Below are 19,437 nucleotides of genomic sequence, written 5' to 3'. Positions count from 1 at the left end.
CAGATTCTGCATCATCGACCGGCTCTATGCCGCTATGAGCAGACCCGTCACGCGCGGCGCCGACCCGCGCGGGTACGGTGACAACAAAGGGCAACCTAATAACCAATTCAGGAGGACCGGGCCCATGGCTGAGCAGGAATACCGCATCGAGCACGACACCATGGGCGAGGTCAAGGTCCCCGTCGACGCGCTGTGGCGCGCGCAGACCCAGCGCGCCGTGGAAAACTTCCCGATCAGCCACCGCCCGCTCGAGCGCACCCAGATCCGCGCGCTCGGCCTGCTGAAGGCCGCCTGCGCCCAGGTGAACAAGGACCTCGGCCTGCTCGACTCGGAGAAGGCCGATGCCATTATCGCCGCCGCCTCGGAGATCGCCGCCGGCCGCCACGACGACCAGTTCCCCATCGACGTCTTCCAGACCGGGTCGGGCACCAGCTCGAACATGAACGCCAACGAGGTGATCGCCTCGATCGCCAAGGCCAACGGCGTCGAGGTCCACCCCAACGACCACGTCAACATGTCGCAGTCCTCCAACGACACCTTCCCCACCGCCACGCACGTCGCGGCCACCGAGGCCGTCGTCACCGATCTCGTCCCGGCCCTGCAGCACCTGCACGAGGCACTGGCGGCCAAGGCGGCCGAGTGGCGCGAGATCGTCAAGAGCGGGCGCACCCACCTCATGGACGCCGTGCCGGTCACCCTCGGCCAGGAGTTCGGCGGGTACGCCCGCCAGGTCGAGGCCGGCATCGAGCGCGTGCAGGCCACGCTTCCCCGCGTCGGCGAACTGCCCATTGGCGGTACCGCCGTCGGCACCGGGCTCAACGCCCCCGACGGTTTCGGCACCAAGGTGACCGCCGAACTGGTGAAGCTGACCGGCGTCGACGCCCTGGTCCTCGCCGCCGACAACTTCGAGGCGCAAGCCGCACGCGACGGCCTCGTCGAGCTCTCCGGCCAGCTCAAGACGATCGCCGTCTCGCTGACCAAGATCGCCAACGACGTCCGGTGGATGGGTTCGGGTCCGCTGACCGGACTCGGGGAAATCCAACTCCCCGACCTGCAGCCGGGCAGCTCGATCATGCCCGGCAAGGTCAACCCGGTGCTGCCCGAGGCGGTCACCCAGGTCGCCGCGCAGGTGATCGGCAACGACACCGCGGTCACCTGGGGCGGCGGCAACGGCGCCTTCGAGCTGAACGTCTACATCCCGGTGATGGCGCGCAACGTGCTGGAGTCGATCACCCTGCTGGCCAACGTCTCCCGACTGTTCGCCGACCGCTGCATCAGCGGACTGGTCGCCAACACCGACCGCCTGCGCACGCTGGCGGAGAGCTCGCCGTCGATCGTCACCCCACTCAACAGCGCCATCGGCTACGAGGAGGCGGCCGCCGTCGCCAAGCAGGCGCTCAAGGAGGGCAAGACGATCCGGCAGACGGTCATCGACCGTGGCCTGATCGGCGACGACCTCAGCGAGGCCGAACTCGACAAGCGCCTCGACGTGCTCAAGATGGCCAACCTCGACCGGGAGCGCTGAGACCGGCCTCGCCCCGCCGGCGCCGCCTGCGACTTACTGTGGAGTCGGAGGTGCATCATGTCCACGGCATTCGTGCTGTCCGGCGGGGCCAATCTCGGGGCCATGCAGGTGGGGATGCTGCGCGCCCTCGCCGAACGCGGAGTCAACCCCGACACCCTGGTCGGGACGTCGGCCGGGGCCCTCAATGCCGCCTATATCGCCAACCGCGGCACCACCCCCAACGTCGTCGAATCCTTGGGCGAGGTGTGGCGCTCCCTCAGCGCGTGGCGGTTGTTCCGGCCCAGTGCGCGGCAGTTGCTCAGCGCGATTGTCGGCCGCCAGTCCGCCTTGTTCGGCTCGGGCGGGCTGCGTTCGCTGGTCGACACGCATTTGGACTTCGACCGGATCGAGCAGGCCGCAACACCGCTGACCGTCGTGGCCACCGACCTGTTGACCGGTGAGCAGGTCGACATCGACCACGGCCCCGCGGCCGAGGCGATCCTGGCCAGCAGCGCCATCTCCGGGATCTTCCCCGCCGTACGGATCGACGGGCGGATCCTCGTCGACGGCGGCGTCGCCGACAACACCCCGGTTTCGCGCGCCGTCGAATCGGGGGACGACACGGTTTACGTCCTGCCGTGCGGTTATCCGTGCGCGGTGACCGAGCCGCCGACGACGGTGGCGGCCACCATCCTGCACACCATGTCGTTGTTGATCCAGAAGCGTTTGGTGCGCGACATCCGTGAGTACGCCGACGACGCCGACCTGCGCGTGTTGCCGCCGCCCTGTCCGATCGACATCGGGGCACTGGACTTCTCCCGGGCCGACGAACTCATCACCCGCGGCTATGAGTCGGCGAGCCGCTTCCTCGACGTCGACGAGGGCCGCCGCGCGGCGCCGGCCGATCACGTCGACCTCCATGTCCACCCCATCCACCGTTGACGTCGGTAGCGTGGGCCCATGGCCGACCTCGCTGATTCCGCCCTCGCTGATTTCCCCGACGACTGGCACACCGCACTGATCCTCGTCGCCCACCCCGACGACCCGGAGTACGGCATGTCCGCGGCGGTCAACCGCTGGACGAACAGCGGCCGCCGGGTGGTCTACGCACTCGCGACGAGCGGCGAGAAAGGGATCGAAGGAATGGCGGCAGCCGAGTGTGGCCCGCTGCGCGAAGGCGAGCAACGCGCGTCGGCGGCCGTGGTGGGCGTCGACGAGGTCGAGTTCTGGGGATTCCCCGACAGCGAGGTGTTCAACACCGCCGAACTGCGGGCCAAGATCGCCGAGACCATCACCCGGATCGCGCCGGAGGTCGTCGTGGCGACCTACGGCGGCGCCGAGTGGGCCCCCGGCTTCCCCAACCAGCGCGACCACATGGAGTTCGCCGCAGCCGTGGCCGACGCGTGTGCCGGCCTCGGCGATGACGGCCCGCGCTGGCTGTTCGTGAACGGCCCGAACGCCACCCACGCGGTCCCGGTGGAATCCGGCGACATCGACGCCGCGGTGCACTCCTTGGCCGAACACCGCGCCTACCTCAGCGTCCTCGATCCGGATACCCCGGTGGGCAAACAGGCCGCCGACCAGGTCGAGCGGATGACGCCGGTGCGCCCCGACTACGGCGACCGTCGAGCCGTCGCCTTCGAGTTGGTGCTCGAGCGTCCAGCTACCGCTTGAGTGGACTGTAGAAGACCAACCCGTTGCCCTTGTTGTCGTAGACCACGGCGCGACGCTCGTGCGCGTCGTCGTACGGCCCCTTGATGATGCCGCCACCGCCCGCCTCGATCGCCTTGGCGGCCGCGTCGACGTCGGCGGTCTTCACGCCGACGACGACCTGGCCGTGGATCGGGTGGTCGACCTGCGTCGCCAGGGCCAGGGTGACCGGCCCGCCGTCGAGGGCGGCGAAATGCGCGCCGTCGCGGAATTTCAGCGATAGGCCCAGCCCCTCGTAGAAGGCGATGGACTCGTCGAGGTTGTCGGTGGACAGGATGACCATCTTCACTTCGTAGTCGCTCACGGCGATCTCCTCCTTCACATCCGGACGCCTTCCACGCTAGTGAGCACGCCCCGGCCGGGATAGGGCTAAGAGTCCCGCGTTTGCCCGGCCTCATCCGGTGGCCCACGTCACCCGCTTGACCAGATCAACGCTGCACTGTGACCTCGACGTGACTGAATGGGCGGAATCCGCTGGCACACTGAAATGGTGCTGAAGTTACTGCAGAGAAATTTGAGACCAATGGGACTCGCCGTCGCGGCCGCCGCGACCGTGCTGATGGTCCCGGCAGTGGCGAACGCTGCGCCGGGAGCCCCCAGCACGGGAAACGGATCGGTTGACTCGACGCTGAACAGCCTGCTCGACGCGCTGGTCGGCGGCGGTGCCCCTTCGCCCAACGGAAAGCCGACGTCACAGCTCATCGTCGCCACCGGTAAGAACGCCACCGACACCACCGGAACGCTGACCGCCTACGAGCGCGAGGCCAACGGCCAGTGGAAGGTCGTCGTCCAGCCGGTCAAGGCCTTCTTCGGGGCCAAAGGCCAGGGTGAACCCCAGGACAACGTGTCCCGCACGCCGAGCGGCACCTTCGCCCTGGACCAGGCCTTCGGCCGCAAGGCCAACCCGGGCACCAAGATGCCCTACCGCCAGGTCACCGCGAAGGACTGGTGGGACTCGGACATGAAGTCCCCCACCTACAACACGCTGGTCACCAAGGACTCCAAGCCCAGCGCCGAGGCGGAGAATCTCTACAACTCCGGCCCGGTCTACGACTACGCGGTGAACATCGCCCACAACGCCGCGCGCACGCCCGGCAAGGCGTCGGCGATCTTCCTGCACGTGACCAACAATTCGCCGACCGAGGGCTGCGTCGCGGTCCCCGAGTCCTCGATGGTCCAGATCCTCAAGTGGCTCGACCCGGCCAAGTCGCCGAAGATCACCATCGGCGTCAACGCCCAGGCCCCCTCCGGCGATGCCGGCGGAGCCAGCCCGCAGGAACACAAGGACTCGCCCAACGGGGCCGGGGCCGGCATCCTCGGCGGACTGACCGAGTCGCTGACGAACCTGATCCCCCAGGTCCTCGGGCAGGTCACGCAGAGCTGACCACCTGATCGAACACAAGACTCCCGCAGCATCCCTCAGGGTGCTGCGGGAGTCTTTGTCGGTGTTTAGGTGAACTCTTCGAGCATGTCGGTGACCAAGGCGGCGATCGGCGAACGCTCCGAACGGGTCAGCGTCACGTGGGCGAACAGCGGGTGCCCCTTCAACTTCTCGATCACCGCGGCCACACCGTCGTGGCGGCCGACGCGCAGGTTGTCGCGCTGCGCCACGTCGTGGGTGAGCACCACCCGCGACCCCGACCCGAGCCGCGACAGCACCGTCAGCAGCACGTTGCGCTCCAGCGACTGCGCCTCGTCGACGATGACGAACGAGTCGTGCAACGACCGCCCGCGGATGTGGGTCAGCGGCAGCACCTCCAGCATGCCGCGCGAGGCGACCTCGTCGATGACCTCCGTCGACGCCAATCCCTCCAACGTGTCGAAGACCGCCTGCGCCCACGGCCCCATCTTGTCGGCCTCACTGCCCGGCAGGTAGCCCAACTGTTGGCCGCCGACCGCGTAGAGCGGGCGGAAGACGACGACCTTGCGGTGGGTGCGCCGCTCGAGCACCGCTTCCAGTCCCGCGCACAGGGCCAGCGCCGATTTGCCGGTACCCGCCTTGCCGCCCAGCGAGACGATGCCCACGTTGTCGTCGAGCAGAAGGTCCAGCGCGACGCGCTGCTCGGCCGAACGCCCGTGCAAACCGAACGCCTCGCGGTCCCCGCGCACCAACTGGACCCGCTTGTCGGCGTTGACTCGGCCCAGCGCGCTCGACCGGCCGCTGAGCAGCCGGATACCGGTGTGGCAGGGCAGGTCGCGGGCGTCGTCGACGTCGACGACCCCCTCGTCGAACAGGGCGTCGATGATGTCGGACCCGACCTCGAGCTCGGTCATCCCGGTCCAGCCGGAGACGACCACGTCTTGCGCGTGGTACTCGTCGGCGGCCAAGCCGACCGCACCCGCCTTGACCCGCAGCGGCGTGTCCTTCGTGACGAGGGTGACGTCGCGGCCCTCGGCCCGCAGGTTCAGCGCGCACGCCAGGATGCGCGAGTCGTTGTCGTCGGTGCGGAAGCCGCTCGGCAGGACGGTGGGATCGGTGTGGTTGAGCTCGACCTGCAAGGTGCCGCCACACTCCCCGATCGGAATGGGCTCATCGAGCCGCCCGTACTCGCCGCGCAGGTCGTCGAGCAGGCGCAGCGCCTCTCGGGCGAACCAGCCCAGTTCGTGGTGGTGGCGTTTGCCCTCCAACTCGCTGATGACCACCAGCGGCAGAACCACATGGTGCTCGTCGAAGCGGGTCACGGCTTTCGGATCCGAGAGCAGTACGGAGGTGTCGAGGACGTAGGTGCGAGTAGTCACGTGGGACTCCTTCACCGGTACGGCACCCGCGCCGGCGAGTATGGCAGGTGACCGGTCGGTCCGTGCTGCGCGGCCAGGCTAGCCGTGCGAGCCGAGGACCGGGGCCGGTCCCCTCGTGTCGATAATCTCCACGAACTTCGGACCTCCCGGATGAACCACTTCCCCTGCGGTCCATCAACTGCGACGCTACGCCGCGGATCTGGCGATAGCCGATGGCACGCCGTGCGCCATGTGAACTTTAGGAAAACCATCGGTGCCTCCAGGTGGCCCGAGGCGACGCACATGGTCTATGAGTTCAGCGTGTGACACCGTCGTGATGAGATGAGGGTGTGAGTCGCAGCAAACCGCGGGTAAAGCCCCTGCCGTCCGATGCTCCGCACGAGGTGGAGTTCTTCAAGCGGCACCGCGATGACGACAAGGCACAGACGATTCCGGGCCTGGAAGCCCTTCTCAGCTTCCCGGTCAAGGTCCGGGCGCGACTCCTCGCGACGCTCTCCGCTGTGGCCAAAGCTCCGCCCAAGCGGTTCGCCGGCGGCGGCCAGTGGGAAGCGATGCACGGCGAGATGACGGGTTACTTCGAGGCTCGCATCACCTCAAGCACCCCGAACGGAAAATGGCACTACCGGCTGTTCTGCATCCTCGACTACGCCGCGCAGGAGAAGAACACCCCGCTGCTGGTAGTGATCGACGGAGCTGCGAAGCGGTACCAGACCACTCTCACAAATGCGCGTTACGGCGAGGTCCGGGATCTGGGCGACGAGTACCGAAAGCGAAACCCGCGATCGTTCGCCACGGCCGAGGATGTCAGCGCGGCGCTTGGTACAGGTTAGGCACAGGCCCGCATGGGCTCGGTGATGCGGCTGCGCTCATCCTCCGACATTGGCGTGAGCGTGACCTTCATCCCCAGCGCAGCCGCGACCTCAGCGATAGTGCTGAGCGTCGGGTTCACCGACTCCGAGGACAGCAGACGCCGAACAGTACTTGCGTCGGAGCCGATCGCGCGGGCCAACGCCGCCTTGCTCAACTTCTCGGTGTCGCGGGCCTCATCGAGCGCATTGATGATGGAGTCGATCGCCTCGATACGCGCGGTCTCCGCGGCGTACGCACGCGCGAACTCGGGGTCACGGGCTTCGATTTCGAGCAGCGAGTTGAACGCGTCGTTCATGGCTTCCCCTTCCTGTCGGCTACACGGATCACGAACACGGAAACCGTAACATAAATGCCACGGTAGCTGGTAGTGTCCTCGAACACTGCGCCACCCGCTTGCGGTCCAACGCCGATGGCGGAAGCGCGCTCGGCTTGCCGGAGGTCTCGCAGAAGATGGGATCAGGCCTGCGCCGCCAGCGCGAGGATGCGCTCCTTGCCGGCCTGGGCCTCCGGCGAGAGACCCTCGACGCTCTCCAGCTTCAGCTGGTCGACGATCGCCTTGGCAATCGCACCGCGCGTGCTGTCGTCCTCGTAGTGGGCGAAGAGTTTGCGCTGCTCGTCGAAGTCCTCGACGTCGGCACCGATGGTGTCGATGTGGTTCAGCGCCCAGTCGATGGCGGTGACCGTCGCATCCTGGTCGGCGACGAGACCGGCACCGAGGAAGCCGACGAAGTACCGCGCCTGCGACGCGTCGTCGGCCTCGATCTTGGCGAGGATCTGCGCGAGGACATCATCGGTGACCACCCCGCGCAGCTTCGCCGTAAAGCCGGCGGTCTGCAGCTCGTGTACGGCCAGCAGCGCCAACACGCTCAGCGGACGCAGGTCGGCAACCGATTCCTCGGTCTGGCGGTATCCGGCGACGACGTGGATCCGGCGGCGGTTCTCCGCCTCGACGGGGTCGACCGCGCGGGTCACGACGAGGTAGTCGCGCAGCACGATCGCGTGCCGGTTGTCCTCGGCGGTCCACACGCCGACCAGCTGGCGCCAGTCGGAGAAGGCCGGGAAGTACATGGCCAGCAGGCGGTGGTAGGACGGCAGGTTGTCCTTGAGGAGCAGCAGCGCCACCAGGGCGGCGCGCACCTCGTCGGGGGTGTTGCTGTCCGACGGCTCCCAGTCCTTGCCGCCGAGGAACGCGTAGTTCTTACCCAGGTCCCACGGAACCCAATCGTGGGGCTGCCACGGGGTCGCGTCGGCTTGGTGCTCCTCCGACAACTCCGGAAGGGCTTTTTCCAGGGCGATGACGAGTTCGTCGGTATCGAGAATGCTCACAGTCGACCAGGATACCCGGTATCAGGCCCGGCTCATCAGTCCCCACTGCTCGAGGCCCTCGTACAGCGGGAAGTCCAGCGCCAACGCCGAAACCCGGGCGCGCAGGGCCGACACGTCGGCCGCCGAGCCGGCCGCCAGCGCCGTCGCGATGATGTCGGCGACCTCGGTGAACTGCTCGTCGCCGAAGCCGCGGGTCGCCAGCGCCGGGGTGCCGATCCGCAGACCGGAGGTGACCATCGGCGGGCGCGGGTCGAAGGGCACCGCGTTGCGGTTCACCGTGATGCCGACCTCGTGCAGCAGATCCTCGGCCTGCTGACCGTCGAGGGGGCTGTTGCGCAGGTCGACCAGCACCAGGTGCACGTCGGTGCCGCCGGTCAGGACCGAGACGCCGGCCTTCTCCACGTCGGCGCCGCCGAGGCGCTCGGCAAGGATCTTCGCGCCGGACAGGGTGCGCCGCTGACGCTCGGCGAACTCCTCGGTGCCGGCGATCTTCAGGGCGACGGCCTTGGCGGCCACCGCGTGCATGAGCGGACCGCCCTGCTGGCCGGGGAAGACCGCCGAGTTCAGCTTCTTGGCCCACTCCTGCTTGGCCAGGATGATGCCCGAGCGCGGACCGCCCAACGTCTTGTGGACGGTCGACGAGACGATGTCGGCGTGCGGCACCGGCGACGGGTGCAGGCCGGCGGCGACGAGCCCGGCGAAGTGCGCCATGTCCACCCACAGGTGCGCGCCGACCTCGTCGGCGATCTCGCGGAAGGCCGCGAAGTCCAGGGTGCGCGGGTAGGCCGACCAGCCGGCGACGATGACCTTGGGCTTGGAGTCGAGGGCGATCTTGCGCACCTCGTCCATGTCGACCCGGAAGTCTTCCTTGCTCACGCCGTAGAAGGCGTTCTCGTAGAGCTTGCCGGAGAAGTTGAGGCGCATGCCGTGGGTGAGGTGGCCGCCGTGGGCGAGGTCGAGGCCCAGCAGCGTCTCGCCCGGCTCCATCAGCGCCTGCAGTACTGCGGCATTGGCCTGCGCGCCCGAGTGCGGCTGGACGTTGGCGAACTCGGCGCCGAAGAGCTCCTTGGCCCGGTCGCGGGCGATGTCCTCGACGACGTCGACGTGTTCGCAACCGCCGTAGTAGCGACGGCCGGGGTAGCCCTCGGCGTACTTGTTGGTCAGCACGCTGCCCTGCGCCTGCAGCACCGCGCGCGGAACGAAGTTCTCCGACGCGATCATTTCCAGGGTGTCGCGTTGGCGGGAGAGCTCGCCGTTCATCGCCGCGGCGACATCCGGGTCGAGCTCTGCCAGGGACATCGAGTTCACCGACGTTGCTTCTTTCGCCTCAGCCATGCCGTCGAGTTTAGTTGGCCAGCTCCGCCCGCAGCCGAGCCGGGGTCAACGGCTCGTCGAGCAGGCGGTTGAACCGGGCCGCCCGGCCCGCCACACCGTCGTCGGCGGCGTCGAGCCACTCGCCGAGCAGGCGATATCCCTCGACGTAGGTGCTGATGTAGGCGCGCCACAGCGGAGAGGTCAAAAAACGCAGCATCTGGCGTGACCGGTCCTCGCCGACGAGCAGCCAACGGGAGAGGAAAGCGGCCACCTCGTCGGCGCCGGCGCCGCGGTCGTGAAGCATCAGGGCGGCGTCCTGGCGCGCCGCGAGCAGCCCGGCGGTGGCCTGGCCGACCGCCGAGGCCCGCTGCGCGTCGAAACGGAGGCCGAGGTCGGCATAGATCGTCTCGGCCCACAGCGGCCAGTCCGGCCCGATCGCCGCCTTCAGCGCATGATCGGCCAGTCCCTCGGCCATCAGGCACTGCGGGGTGTTGACCAGGAAGATCGACTGTTCGGCCTGACCACCGCCGACGAGGAGCTCCTCTTTGCGACAGTGCTCGGTGTGGTGCCCGGGATAGGCCTCGTGCGCGACGAGGTGCGGCAGCGCGGCCAGGTGCTGCGGCACGTCGGTGTTGATCGCGACGCGGGAGGTGAAGTCGCCCAGGTAGTAGTTGAAGCCCGACCACGGCTGGTCGGAGACGATCTGGAACTCCACGGTCTCGGTGACCGGCAGCGCGACGGTCTTGCGCACCTCGTCGCGCAGCGCCGAGGCGAAGGCGGTCACGCAGTCGCCGAGACGATCGGCCGGGATCTCGTGGGCCCGCTGATACGCCCGGTAGGCCACGCGCAGGGAGTCCGGCGAGTCGTCGGGGACGCCGAGCGCGTCAGCCAGGTCGCGGTGGGCCTGGCGGTAGACCTCGGGGTCCTGCGGCGCGATGTCGACGTCGAAGTAGGCGCGTACCTCGTCGACGAAGCCGATGTCCTCGCCGGCGAACTTGCGCGCCGAACACTCCAGGGCGCGCAGGTGCGAGTCCATGAACCCGGCCCGGTCGGGCTCGAGTCCGCCGGGCAGCCGGTCGCGCAGCACCGCGGCGCGGCGGGCGAGTGCCGCGGGATCGGGGACGCCCTCGTCGGCGACCTGGGCGCGCAACGCGGGATCGCCGGTGTAGGCGTCGACGAACCCCTCCTCCAGCAGGTCGAAGGCCAGTCCGAGGCGCAGGTATTCGGTGACGATCTCTTCGTCGGCGGTGGCTGTCACCCAGCCGAGCTTTCCACAATCCCCCCTCCCCCGTGGCACATGCCCGCACGAGGGAAATAGGCTTGACCAATGCTGTCCGCCAACAGCCCGGCCAATGGCGAGCGCCACATGCGGGACCGGTTGCAGGAGCGCCGATGAAACGATCATCGGGGCGCGACCCCAGTCTGTACCTGGAACTGGACCGCCGCCAGTGGCGCGAGCTGCGCGAGTCCATGCCGATGGTGCTGACCCAGAGCGAGCTCGACGCCCTGGCCGGCCTCGGCGAGCGCCTCGACCTGGCCGAGGTCGCCGACGTCTATCTCCCGCTCTCGCGACTGATCCACCTGCGCGTCGCGGCCCGGCAACGGCTCTATGCCGCCACCTCGACGTTCCTGGGCGAACTGCAGACCTCGCGGCAGGTGCCGTTCGTGATCGGGATTGCCGGCAGCGTCGCCGTCGGCAAGTCGACGACGGCCCGTCTGCTGGCCACCCTGCTGGCCCGCTGGGACACCCACCCCAAGGTCGACCTGGTCACCACCGACGGGTTCCTCTACCCGACCCGGGAACTCGAGCGGCGCGGCATCATGCACCGCAAGGGATTCCCCGAGTCCTACGACCGCCGGGCCCTGCTGCGCTTCGTCACCGAGGTGAAATCCGGGGCGCGCGAGGTGACCGCGCCGGTGTACTCGCACCTCACCTACGACATCGTCCCCGACGTCCGGCACTACATCCGTCAGCCCGACATCCTGATCATCGAGGGACTCAACGTCTTGCAGACCGGTCGGACGCTGATGGTGTCGGACCTGTTCGACTTCTCCGTCTACGTCGACGCGAAGACCGCCGACATCGAGAAGTGGTACGTCTCGCGATTCCTGCAGATGCGGACCACCTCCTTCGCCGACCCGAATTCGCACTTCCACTCCTACGCCGGGCTGAACGACGTGCAGGCCACCGCCGCGGCCCGCGACATCTGGACCTCGATCAACCGGCCCAACCTGGTGGAGAACATCCTGCCGACCCGTCCCCGCGCAGATCTCGTGCTGCGCAAGGACTCCGACCACTCGATCAACCGCGTCCGGCTGCGCAAACTCTGATCCGCTGACCGAACTCCCGCTCCCCCATTGCGGTCCCGCTCCACCGGCCGGGGGAGCGCGATCACGGCGAGGGAGCGGGAACCGCGCTCAGTTGCTCGCGGCGAGCCACTGGTCCAGCGTCGTCGTGGTGACGACGTCGGCGTGGGCCGGGATCAGTGCGCCGTTGCGCAACGCGGCACCGCCGAACCGGATCGGGATCAACCAGCCGCCTTTGCCGTGCGCAGACCGGATGGCGCGCGCCACGTCGACGAGATCCATCTCCTGCGGGCCGCGCACCTCGATCGCATGGCGCCCGGACGGCTCGAGCACCTCGTCGACGATGGCCGCCGCCCCGTCGCTCGCAGCCAGGGGCGCGGTGACCATGTGCGGCATCAGCGCCACCGGGCCGGCGGAGAGTTGGTCGGTCATGGTCTGCGCGAGTTCGAACCATTGGGTCGTGCGCACCAGCGTGCACCGGTCGCCGAGGCGCTGGGCGTAGGCCGCTTCTTGTGCGGCCTTGCCCTGGTAGTAGCCCATCCGCCGGTTCACCGCGGGATCGGCGGCGTTGCAGATGGACAGGCACACCACGCGGGCACCGGCCTGCTCGGCCGCGCCGGCAATGTTGGTGGCCGCGGTCCCGAAGAAGGCTTTGGCCTTGGCCGCCGACTGGGTCGTGATGTTGAGGCAGTCGACGACGACGTCGGAGCCGACCACGGCTTGCGCCAGCCCGGCCCCGGACTGCGCGTCAACCCCGCTGCCCCGATGGGCCCGCAGCACATCGGCCCCGCGCTGGGTCAACGCTTCGCTGACCAGCGCACCCATCGTCCCGCTGGCTCCCACGATGACAACCCTCACGGCATCCCCTTCCACGCCCCAATCAGCTGCCGCGACCTGCGGCACACGTGAATTCTAGGTCTGGATTGAATCAGAAAAGTGGTTCAATCAGACTATGGAAAACTCGGCCAATTCCGGGGCTGGCGAGGCGTGGGACGCGACCGCCCGACGAACCGGGGCCGACCTTCACCTCGACTTCACCGTGACCGGACCCGTTCGGGGCCGAGGCGCCCAACAGCGCCGCCGGTTGGTCGACGCGCTGCGGGCCGCGATCTCCGACGGTCGACTGACCGCGGGGACCCGACTGCCGCCGTACCGGTCGCTGGCCGCCGATCTCGGCGTGTCGCGTGGCACCGCTGCGGCGGCCTACTCCGACCTGATCGCCGAGGGATGGTTGGTGGCACACCGGGGAGCGGGCACGCAGGTGGCGCAGCGTGTCAGCACGACGCCGACCGCGACGGCCCTCCCACCGCGGTCGGCGCCCCCGGCTCCGCGACACAACTTCCTCACCGGACAACCGAATGCCGGGCGCTTTCCCCGCGCCGACTGGATCGCCGCGACCCGCCGCGCGATCACGACCGCACCGGACAGCGCCTTCGAGCCCACCCCACCCCACGGCAGCGCCCGACTCCGCGAGGCGCTCGCGGCCTATCTGGCCCGGGCGCGCGGGGTCCACGCCGAGCCGGACCAGATCGTGCTGACCCCCGCGGTCCAGTACTCGCTCGCGCTGCTGACCCCCGCGGTCCTGGGACCCACCGTGGCGGTGGAGTCCCACGGCCTGGTCTTCCACCGCCAGGCGATCGAGGAACGCGGTGCGGCCACCGTGCCCGTCCCGCTCGATGAGGACGGCGCGGTGGTCGATGCGATCCCGACCAACGCGACGTCACTGCTGCTCACCCCGGCCCACCAATACCCGACCGGCGTCTCGCTGTCCCCGGCGCGCCGTACCGCGGTCGTCGAGTGGGCCCGACGCACCGGCACCCTCGTCGTCGAAGACGACTACGACGGCGAGTACCGCTACGACCGCGACCGGGTCGGCGCCCTGCAAGCACTCGGCCCCGACGTCGTGGTCTACGCCGGCTCGGTGAGCAAGACGCTGTCGCCCTCGGTGCGCATCGGCTGGCTGGTCCTGCCACCCCGACTCGTCGACCGGGTCGCGTGGGCCAAGGGCATCCGCGAACCTGACGCCAGCATCGTGGACCAGCTCGTCCTCGCCGAGATGATCGACTCCGGCGCCTACGACCGCCACATCCGGCGGACCCGCCAGTTCTACCGTCGCCGCCGCGACCAGTTGGTCGCGCGGCTCGACGAGATCGGCGCGGCCGTCTCCGGCGTGGCGGGCGGCCTGCACGTGGTAGTCCCGACGACGGCACAGCGTGAATCGGCACTGATCGCCGCGGCTTCGGCGCGCGAGATCAGCATCACCCCGTTGTCCTTCTTCGCCCACCCCGCGGCCACCGACGAACCCCGCTACGGGCTGATCGTCGGGTTCGGGACGCCGTCGGCGTCGTCGTACTCGGCCGACCTCGACGCGTTGGTCGCGCTACTGCGCGACGTCTGAGCAATCGCCGGCGCTCGGGCCGGCGCCAACAGCTCGATCGGTCTCGGCGACTACCAGAAGGGCACGGGGGCCTGACCCAGTTTGTACCAACCCGGCAACGGCTCGCGCCTCTCCGCAGCGTCGAGTACGCGCTCGATGCGCTTGTGCATCCCTGCTGTGGCAACTCCAGCATTCAGCATCTCGGTGTACAGGGCGGTCACGTTGCCATAGTCGAAGAAGTCTCGCTGCCAACCAAAGGTGAAGTCACCCGCGTATTTGAACCAGCTGCCTTGTACACCCTCAAGCGCATAGGGGGTGCCATCCGGACGGTGGGCGGTGAAGACTTGCTTCCACAGACCGATCATGTCTCCGGTGCGCTCATCGATCACCCAGGTCTGATAGGGGTATGTCCACCCCTCTAGCCCGTCCATCTCATATCCGACGGCGTAGTCACGAATTTCATCGCGGCCCACCGCCATAAAGTCCCAGCCGGGTCCATAGTTCCAGCCGTAGGTCGCGTCGGCGGTATAGAACTCGGCCAGCGGACGCCAATCACCTGCCTCTTCTACCTCGACGTTCGCCTGCTCCCACCGCTGTCGCATGCTGTCGAGTTCACTGCGATCGAAGGCCATGACCACCACTACCTTTCACCGTGCTGTGGACGAATGCCTGGACACATCACCAGACAGTTGACTGCCGTAAACTATACGCCTGTAAACTAGCCACCTGTCAAGCGGCTTGACTAGGATCTGCACCGTGGCAGCATCAGAATCCGACCCTCCTAAGCGCGCCGGACATTCGGCCGTCGGCAGAGGCGGGCCGGTACCAGACACCGCCGATCGAATCGTGACCGCAGCAGTGCAGGCCCTCCACGACGTGGGCTACGACCGCTTGTCCATGCGCGACGTTTCTCGTCGAGCTGGGATCACCCACGCGACCACCTACGGATACTTCTCCTCCAAACAACACGTCATTGCCGAGGCATTCGCGCGCCTGGTCGACCAGTGGGGTGGCCAGCACATCGTCGGCGACTTGCCGGCCGATCGCCTCAAGCAGGTATTCACCTCCTTCGGGGCGCTTCTCGCCGATGACCCCGACTTGAGTCGCTCATCCACTGCAGCCCTGTTGAGCGACGACCAATCGGTGCGCCGCGTCCGCGAGCGCGTGGGTCACACGATCGCCGATCAACTGGCCGCAGCGTTGGGCGACCACGCCACCGAAGACCGACTCGACGCGTTGACTATCGCGATCAACGGCGCGACGTTGCAGGCCGGCCTGGGGCATGCCCGCTACACCGAGTTCGCCGAGCGCTTTATGCGGGCTGCTCGATTCGTGATCGCCGACATTGAGAACTGATTGGACTGACCCGACTGACCGCCGGATGGTTCGGCACCGACAGTCAGCTCCGGGCAGGACCCGATGCGTCGACCCGATCAACCAGCGCCGACCAGATTAACCAGCGCCGACCAGATCACACGCAGCCACGTAGCCGAACACGATCGCCGGTCCAATCGTGGCACCAGGGCCTGCATAGGTATGCCCCATCACTGCGGCCGAAACATTTCCCGCCGCATAGAGCCGGTCGATCACCGTCCCGTCATCCCGCAGTACACGCGCCCGCTCATCAGTCAGAACACCACCCTTGGTCCCCAGGTCGGCGGGCACGATTTCCGCCGCGTAGAACGGCGGTTTGACGATCTCCCCCAGGCCGGGGTTGGGCTTGTTGGTGATATCGCCATAGTAGTGGTCGTAGGCCGACTCTCCCCGACCGAAGTCACGATCCACTCCGTCGCGCGCAAACCCGTTGAACCGGGCGATGGTCGCTTCCAACTCGCCTGCCGGGAGGCCGATCCGGTCGGCCAGGGCGGGGATCGAATCGGCTCGGACGAGGGCACCGCTGTCGAACCACTTCTGCGGTAGCGGAGTCTTCGCCGGACGCCCGGCGAAGACGTATCGATCACGATATCCCTGGTCGAAGATCATCCATGCCGGCAGATTCTTCGCCGGCCCGTCCCCACTACCGTGCGGGCCACCAAACATGGCATGAGTGGCCTCCACATAGGGCAGTGACTCGTTCATAAACCGGACCCCACGACTGTTGACCAGGATGCTGCGCGGAAGAGACCGTTCCGCGAGGGCAAACCATGGCCCGTTCGGCAACGGAATCGACGGTGCCCACCAGGCGTCGTCCATCAAGTCCAGCGCCGCACCCACCTCGAGCGCCGCGTTGATACCGTCGCCGGTGTTGGCCGTTGCCCCCAACGAAAGATCGGCGCTGGCAGGCTTCCGGTGATAATGCGCCCGCATCGCAGCATTGTGGTCGAATCCCCCGCTGGCCAAGACCACACCACGACGCGCCGCTATCTGTTCACCACTCTCAAGCACCACACCAGCAACCTCGCCGCCATCGCCGATCAGCAACTCGCGCAAGCCCTCACCCAGTCGCACCTGGACGCCAGCAGCACGCACGCCGATCATCAATGGACCGACGAGCGCTCCACCCAACCCGACGAGCCGCTTCCCGCGCAGCCGTGCCAGCACGGTCCGGGCCGCCACTTTGGTCATTCGTACCGGTCCTCGCCAGTGTCGCGTCCCAGTGCTCAGCCACTTGTAATCACCTTGCGCGACAACAACGTTGAGCGGCGTCTTGGTGTAGAAGGGTTCCATTGTTTCGTAGTCCGCGCCCAACACCCTGGTGTCAAACGGCTTCGGTTCCACTGACCGACCCGCCGCGCGGCCGCCGGGGAGTTCGGGCAGGTAGTCGGAATAGCCGTCAACCCACATCAGCTTGAGCGGCGTCCACGAGCACAGTGCTCGCAAAGCCTCCGGGCCGCGATCGATGTAGGTGTCGATCCGTAGCGGATCGACCACGTCGTCGGCCAGTGCGTGCAGATACCGACGCGCGTCCTCGATGTCATCGGCACCGGCATGACCGAGCAGATCATCGTTGCCGGGTATCCAGATCCCGCCCCCGGAGCGCGCGGTTGACCCGCCCCACCGTTCCGACTTTTCGACGAGAACGACTTCAAGACCGCCGCGCGCGGCAGTGATGGCGGCGGTCATCCCCGCGGCACCAGAACCGACGACGACAACATCGAATTGGTAGTTACTCTCCATATGAGAGTTACTATCACATTGGACCCCGCTGCCACAATCTGACAATCTGACACCGTGACCTCACCACTGCGCTCACGAAGGCGCACCGAAGTGCGCCGCAGCATCGACTCCGCAGCGCTGCAGCTTTTCGCCGAGAACGGGTATCGCTCGGTGACAACCGACCAGATCGCCGAGGCGGCCGGCGTCTCGCCTAGTACCTACTATCGGCATGTTCCCTCAAAGGAGGACCTGGTGTTGGGCCCCATCCGGGCGAGTAGCGCAGCGATTGTCGAGCGTTTCGCCGACATCGACGCCTCGACCCCCGAGGATGACTTGATCACCGCAATTCGCGACCAGACCCAGGCCATGAATGACCTCGAGGCCAGGCGCTGGCGCACCATCATCACCGGCGCACCCGACATCCTTGACCGGGTCCACCTGATCACCGACAACGACCGGGACGCCTTGATCGCCATCGCCGCCCACCGTTTGGGGCGGGGAGCCGACGATTGGCACGCCGGCGTACTGGTGGCCACCGTCCTGGCCGTCGTCGAATACGGCTATCGCCGATGGATGACCGCGACCGACCAGACACCGCTGATCGACTATCTCGACACCGCACTAACCGCACGCACCGGCTAGCTCCTGGCCGACCTAACCGTCGAAGCGGTTCTCCCCCAGCGACTGCATAAACCCGGGACCGAGAATCCGGTACTCATCGGCGAACTCGGCCGCCCACGTCGGGAACGGGTGGTAGGCCAGGTATTCGTTGCCGAAGCGGGAATCCTCGGACACCTCGGTGACGCAGAAGTCCGGGATCGCCAGGTCGGTGACCGGGCGGGCCCGCTCCACCTCCCCGACGAGCAGCGGCGCGTTGTCGGCCAGGAACCGGTCGACCACCCAGCCGTCCTCGCCCATCCACATCGAATAGCGGACCTTGGCGATCAACGCCTCCGACCGGGCCGCGATGGACCCGGCGACCAACGGGTCGATCTGCCGTTCGGCCTCATACCGCGTCCCCGACACCGCCGGACCCTTCGCCCCGAGGGTGCCCAGCGAGTCGTCGCGGTCGGTCAGCGCCTGCGCGAGGTCGCGCGGCGGCCGGTCCAGGTCGAGCCGACCGGCGGGACCGCTGATGCGCACCCGCACGGCGAACCCGTCGTCGGCGAAGACGTAGGCCTGCACGATCAACGTCGGGCTGGGGTCGGCGGCCGCCTCCGCGGGCAATTCGCGCAGCAGGAACTTCCGCTCAAACTCGAAATCGCCGAGGTCGGCCGCAGCCTCGCACGCATCGTCGTACATAACCCTAATCTAGGCCACGACCAGCCGATTCCCGGTTAACGGCCAAATCGGCGATTCCGCGCGCCGAAGTCGCGCAGCGCGCGCAAGAAATCGACCCGACGGAACTCGGGCCAGTAGGCGTCGGTGAACCAGATCTCCGAATACGCGCTCTGCCAGAGCAGGAACCCGGAGAGGCGCTGCTCCCCCGAGGTGCGGATGACCAGGTCGGGGTCGGGCTGACCCTTCGTGTAGAGGTTCCGGTCGATCGCGTCGACGGTAACCGCCTCGATCAACTCGTCGCCCGACGCGCCGCCGGCAATGCGCTCGGCCAGCAGGTCGCGCACCGCGTCGACGATCTCCTGTCGACCGCCGTACCCGACGGCGACGTTGACGTTGAGCCGGTCGTCGTGGCGCACGGTCCGGTCGGCGGCGGCCTTGAGCCGCTGCGCGGCGACGGCGGGCAGTTGGTCGATGTTGCCGACGAGGCGGACCCGCCAGCCGCGCCCGGGCGCGGAGATCTCGTCGACGATGTCGGGGACGATCTCCATCAGCGCGTCGAGTTCCTCCGACGGGCGCTGCAGATTCTCGGTCGAGAGCAGGTAGATGGTGACGGTGCCGATCCCGAGTTCGTCGCACCAGGACAGCATGTCCGCGATGCGCGCCGCGCCGACGCGGTGCCCGTGGCTGACGTCCTCGAACCCCGCCTCGCGCGCCCACCGGCGGTTGCCGTCGCAGATGATCGCCACATGCTTGGGCAGGCGCTCCCGGTCCAACAGCTGCGCGAGCCGTCGCTCATAGACCGCGTACATCGGGGTACGCAGCGTGTCGGGAATGAGTTTCATCGTCCTTCAGAGTACGCGGGGCGAGAGTGGCGCCGAACACGAAAGTGGCGAACGCGTCAGTAACTTACGGT

20 protein-coding genes are annotated in these 19,437 nt (G+C 67.8%); 9 read left to right on the top strand and 11 right to left on the bottom strand.

The annotated features are described in order from the left end of the window. The first annotated feature begins 124 nt into the window (after positions 1-124). From nbrcactino_RS06205 to nbrcactino_RS06195, 3 genes are read left to right on the top strand one after another with little or no spacing between them, the layout of a single operon-like run. A complete protein-coding gene (locus nbrcactino_RS06205) occupies positions 125-1,525 on the top strand; it encodes a class II fumarate hydratase (RefSeq protein ID WP_161926567.1) in 1,401 nt (466 codons plus the stop codon). Positions 1,526-1,582: 57 nt separating this feature from the next. Continuing rightward, positions 1,583-2,446 (top strand): patatin-like phospholipase family protein, encoded by an 864-nt coding sequence (locus nbrcactino_RS06200; protein WP_161926566.1) that lies wholly within the window; start codon positions 1,583-1,585, stop codon positions 2,444-2,446. 18 nt (positions 2,447-2,464) lie between these two features. Further along, positions 2,465-3,178 (top strand): PIG-L deacetylase family protein, encoded by a 714-nt coding sequence (locus tag nbrcactino_RS06195; protein WP_161926565.1) that lies wholly within the window; start codon positions 2,465-2,467, stop codon positions 3,176-3,178. On the opposite strand, the gene nbrcactino_RS06190 is transcribed toward nbrcactino_RS06195, so the two are convergent. Further along, entirely contained in the window at positions 3,168-3,518 is a 351-nt protein-coding gene (locus tag nbrcactino_RS06190) for a VOC family protein (protein WP_161926564.1), read from the bottom strand. The genes nbrcactino_RS06195 and nbrcactino_RS06190 overlap by 11 nt on opposite strands. 219 nt (positions 3,519-3,737) lie before the next feature. Between nbrcactino_RS06190 and nbrcactino_RS06185 the strand changes: the two genes are divergently transcribed. Next, entirely contained in the window at positions 3,738-4,598 is an 861-nt protein-coding gene (locus nbrcactino_RS06185; RefSeq protein ID WP_161926563.1) for a L,D-transpeptidase family protein, read from the top strand. Between the two features lie 65 nt (positions 4,599-4,663). On the opposite strand, the gene phoH2 is transcribed toward nbrcactino_RS06185, so the two are convergent. Continuing rightward, positions 4,664-5,953, bottom strand: coding sequence for an RNA 5'-3' helicase PhoH2 (phoH2, locus tag nbrcactino_RS06180; protein WP_161926562.1), 1,290 nt, complete (start codon positions 5,951-5,953; stop codon positions 4,664-4,666). 329 nt (positions 5,954-6,282) lie between these two features. On the opposite strand from phoH2, the gene nbrcactino_RS06175 reads away from it, so the two are divergent. Further along, positions 6,283-6,783, top strand: coding sequence for a hypothetical protein (locus nbrcactino_RS06175; RefSeq protein ID WP_161926561.1), 501 nt, complete (start codon positions 6,283-6,285; stop codon positions 6,781-6,783). Here the strand turns inward: nbrcactino_RS06175 and nbrcactino_RS06170 are convergent. From nbrcactino_RS06170 to nbrcactino_RS06155, 4 genes are all read right to left on the bottom strand, one after another. After that, positions 6,780-7,118, bottom strand: a complete 339-nt coding sequence (locus nbrcactino_RS06170) for a helix-turn-helix domain-containing protein (protein WP_161926560.1) — start codon at positions 7,116-7,118, stop codon at positions 6,780-6,782. The genes nbrcactino_RS06175 and nbrcactino_RS06170 overlap by 4 nt on opposite strands. 161 nt (positions 7,119-7,279) lie before the next feature. After that, positions 7,280-8,149, bottom strand: coding sequence for an acyl-ACP desaturase (locus nbrcactino_RS06165; RefSeq protein ID WP_161926559.1), 870 nt, complete (start codon positions 8,147-8,149; stop codon positions 7,280-7,282). A 21-nt stretch (positions 8,150-8,170) separates the two neighbouring features. Beyond that, a complete protein-coding gene (glyA, locus tag nbrcactino_RS06160; protein WP_161927619.1) occupies positions 8,171-9,448 on the bottom strand; it encodes a serine hydroxymethyltransferase in 1,278 nt (425 codons plus the stop codon). Positions 9,449-9,494: 46 nt separating this feature from the next. Next, positions 9,495-10,721 carry a DUF885 domain-containing protein gene (locus nbrcactino_RS06155; protein WP_161926558.1) on the bottom strand — a complete coding sequence of 409 codons (1,227 nt, stop codon included), beginning with the start codon at positions 10,719-10,721 and terminating at the stop codon, positions 9,495-9,497. Between the two features lie 134 nt (positions 10,722-10,855). Between nbrcactino_RS06155 and coaA the strand changes: the two genes are divergently transcribed. Continuing rightward, positions 10,856-11,794: a type I pantothenate kinase gene (gene coaA / locus nbrcactino_RS06150; RefSeq protein WP_161926557.1), complete on the top strand. Its 939-nt coding sequence runs from the start codon at positions 10,856-10,858 to the stop codon at positions 11,792-11,794. A gap of 87 nt (positions 11,795-11,881) precedes the next feature. On the opposite strand, the gene nbrcactino_RS06145 is transcribed toward coaA, so the two are convergent. After that, positions 11,882-12,613 carry an SDR family oxidoreductase gene (locus tag nbrcactino_RS06145; RefSeq protein ID WP_308470334.1) on the bottom strand — a complete coding sequence of 244 codons (732 nt, stop codon included), beginning with the start codon at positions 12,611-12,613 and terminating at the stop codon, positions 11,882-11,884. 109 nt (positions 12,614-12,722) lie between these two features. Between nbrcactino_RS06145 and pdxR the strand changes: the two genes are divergently transcribed. Further along, a complete protein-coding gene (pdxR, locus tag nbrcactino_RS06140) occupies positions 12,723-14,168 on the top strand; it encodes a MocR-like pyridoxine biosynthesis transcription factor PdxR (protein WP_161926556.1) in 1,446 nt (481 codons plus the stop codon). A 50-nt stretch (positions 14,169-14,218) separates the two neighbouring features. Here pdxR and nbrcactino_RS06135 read toward each other — a convergent pair whose 3' ends face one another. Next, positions 14,219-14,779, bottom strand: a complete 561-nt coding sequence (locus nbrcactino_RS06135; RefSeq protein WP_161926555.1) for a nuclear transport factor 2 family protein — start codon at positions 14,777-14,779, stop codon at positions 14,219-14,221. Between the two features lie 214 nt (positions 14,780-14,993). Here nbrcactino_RS06135 and nbrcactino_RS06130 point away from each other — a divergent pair, with 214 nt between their 5' ends. Further along, on the top strand, positions 14,994-15,503 hold the full coding sequence (locus nbrcactino_RS06130) for a TetR/AcrR family transcriptional regulator (RefSeq protein ID WP_161926554.1): 510 nt from the start codon (positions 14,994-14,996) through the stop codon (positions 15,501-15,503). Positions 15,504-15,599: 96 nt separating this feature from the next. Here nbrcactino_RS06130 and kstD read toward each other — a convergent pair whose 3' ends face one another. Continuing rightward, on the bottom strand, positions 15,600-17,264 hold the full coding sequence (kstD, locus tag nbrcactino_RS06125) for a 3-oxosteroid 1-dehydrogenase (protein ID WP_161926553.1): 1,665 nt from the start codon (positions 17,262-17,264) through the stop codon (positions 15,600-15,602). Positions 17,265-17,354: 90 nt separating this feature from the next. On the opposite strand from kstD, the gene nbrcactino_RS06120 reads away from it, so the two are divergent. Continuing rightward, positions 17,355-17,885: a TetR/AcrR family transcriptional regulator gene (locus nbrcactino_RS06120; protein ID WP_161926552.1), complete on the top strand. Its 531-nt coding sequence runs from the start codon at positions 17,355-17,357 to the stop codon at positions 17,883-17,885. A 12-nt stretch (positions 17,886-17,897) separates the two neighbouring features. On the opposite strand, the gene nbrcactino_RS06115 is transcribed toward nbrcactino_RS06120, so the two are convergent. Both nbrcactino_RS06115 and nbrcactino_RS06110 read right to left on the bottom strand, forming a co-directional pair. Next, a complete protein-coding gene (locus tag nbrcactino_RS06115; RefSeq protein ID WP_161926551.1) occupies positions 17,898-18,545 on the bottom strand; it encodes a CYTH domain-containing protein in 648 nt (215 codons plus the stop codon). Between the two features lie 35 nt (positions 18,546-18,580). Next, positions 18,581-19,366, bottom strand: a complete 786-nt coding sequence (locus nbrcactino_RS06110; protein ID WP_161926550.1) for an isoprenyl transferase — start codon at positions 19,364-19,366, stop codon at positions 18,581-18,583. Positions 19,367-19,437: the final 71 nt, after the last annotated feature.

This window comes from Gordonia crocea (genome assembly GCF_009932435.1).
In the GTDB taxonomy this organism is placed as follows: domain Bacteria; phylum Actinomycetota; class Actinomycetes; order Mycobacteriales; family Mycobacteriaceae; genus Gordonia; species Gordonia crocea.
Note: the sequence above shows the minus strand (reverse complement) of the source record. Positions and strands in the feature narration are given on the sequence as shown.

Bases quoted from the DNA above. Each gene is read 5' to 3' on its own strand.
- nbrcactino_RS06185 (WP_161926563.1), top strand. From the start codon at position 3,738: ATGGGACTCGCCGTCGCGGCCGCCGCGACCGTGCTGATGGTCCCGGCA.
- nbrcactino_RS06115 (WP_161926551.1), bottom strand. From the start codon at position 18,545: ATGTACGACGATGCGTGCGAGGCTGCGGCCGACCTCGGCGATTTCGAG.
- pdxR (WP_161926556.1), top strand. From the start codon at position 12,723: ATGGAAAACTCGGCCAATTCCGGGGCTGGCGAGGCGTGGGACGCGACC.
- nbrcactino_RS06195 (WP_161926565.1), top strand. From the start codon at position 2,465: ATGGCCGACCTCGCTGATTCCGCCCTCGCTGATTTCCCCGACGACTGG.
- nbrcactino_RS06110 (WP_161926550.1), bottom strand. From the start codon at position 19,366: ATGAAACTCATTCCCGACACGCTGCGTACCCCGATGTACGCGGTCTAT.
- glyA (WP_161927619.1), bottom strand. From the start codon at position 9,448: ATGTCCCTGGCAGAGCTCGACCCGGATGTCGCCGCGGCGATGAACGGC.
- kstD (WP_161926553.1), bottom strand. From the start codon at position 17,264: ATGGAGAGTAACTACCAATTCGATGTTGTCGTCGTCGGTTCTGGTGCC.
- nbrcactino_RS06170 (WP_161926560.1), bottom strand. From the start codon at position 7,118: ATGAACGACGCGTTCAACTCGCTGCTCGAAATCGAAGCCCGTGACCCC.
- nbrcactino_RS06205 (WP_161926567.1), top strand. From the start codon at position 125: ATGGCTGAGCAGGAATACCGCATCGAGCACGACACCATGGGCGAGGTC.
- coaA (WP_161926557.1), top strand. From the start codon at position 10,856: ATGAAACGATCATCGGGGCGCGACCCCAGTCTGTACCTGGAACTGGAC.
- nbrcactino_RS06135 (WP_161926555.1), bottom strand. From the start codon at position 14,779: ATGGCCTTCGATCGCAGTGAACTCGACAGCATGCGACAGCGGTGGGAG.
- nbrcactino_RS06200 (WP_161926566.1), top strand. From the start codon at position 1,583: ATGTCCACGGCATTCGTGCTGTCCGGCGGGGCCAATCTCGGGGCCATG.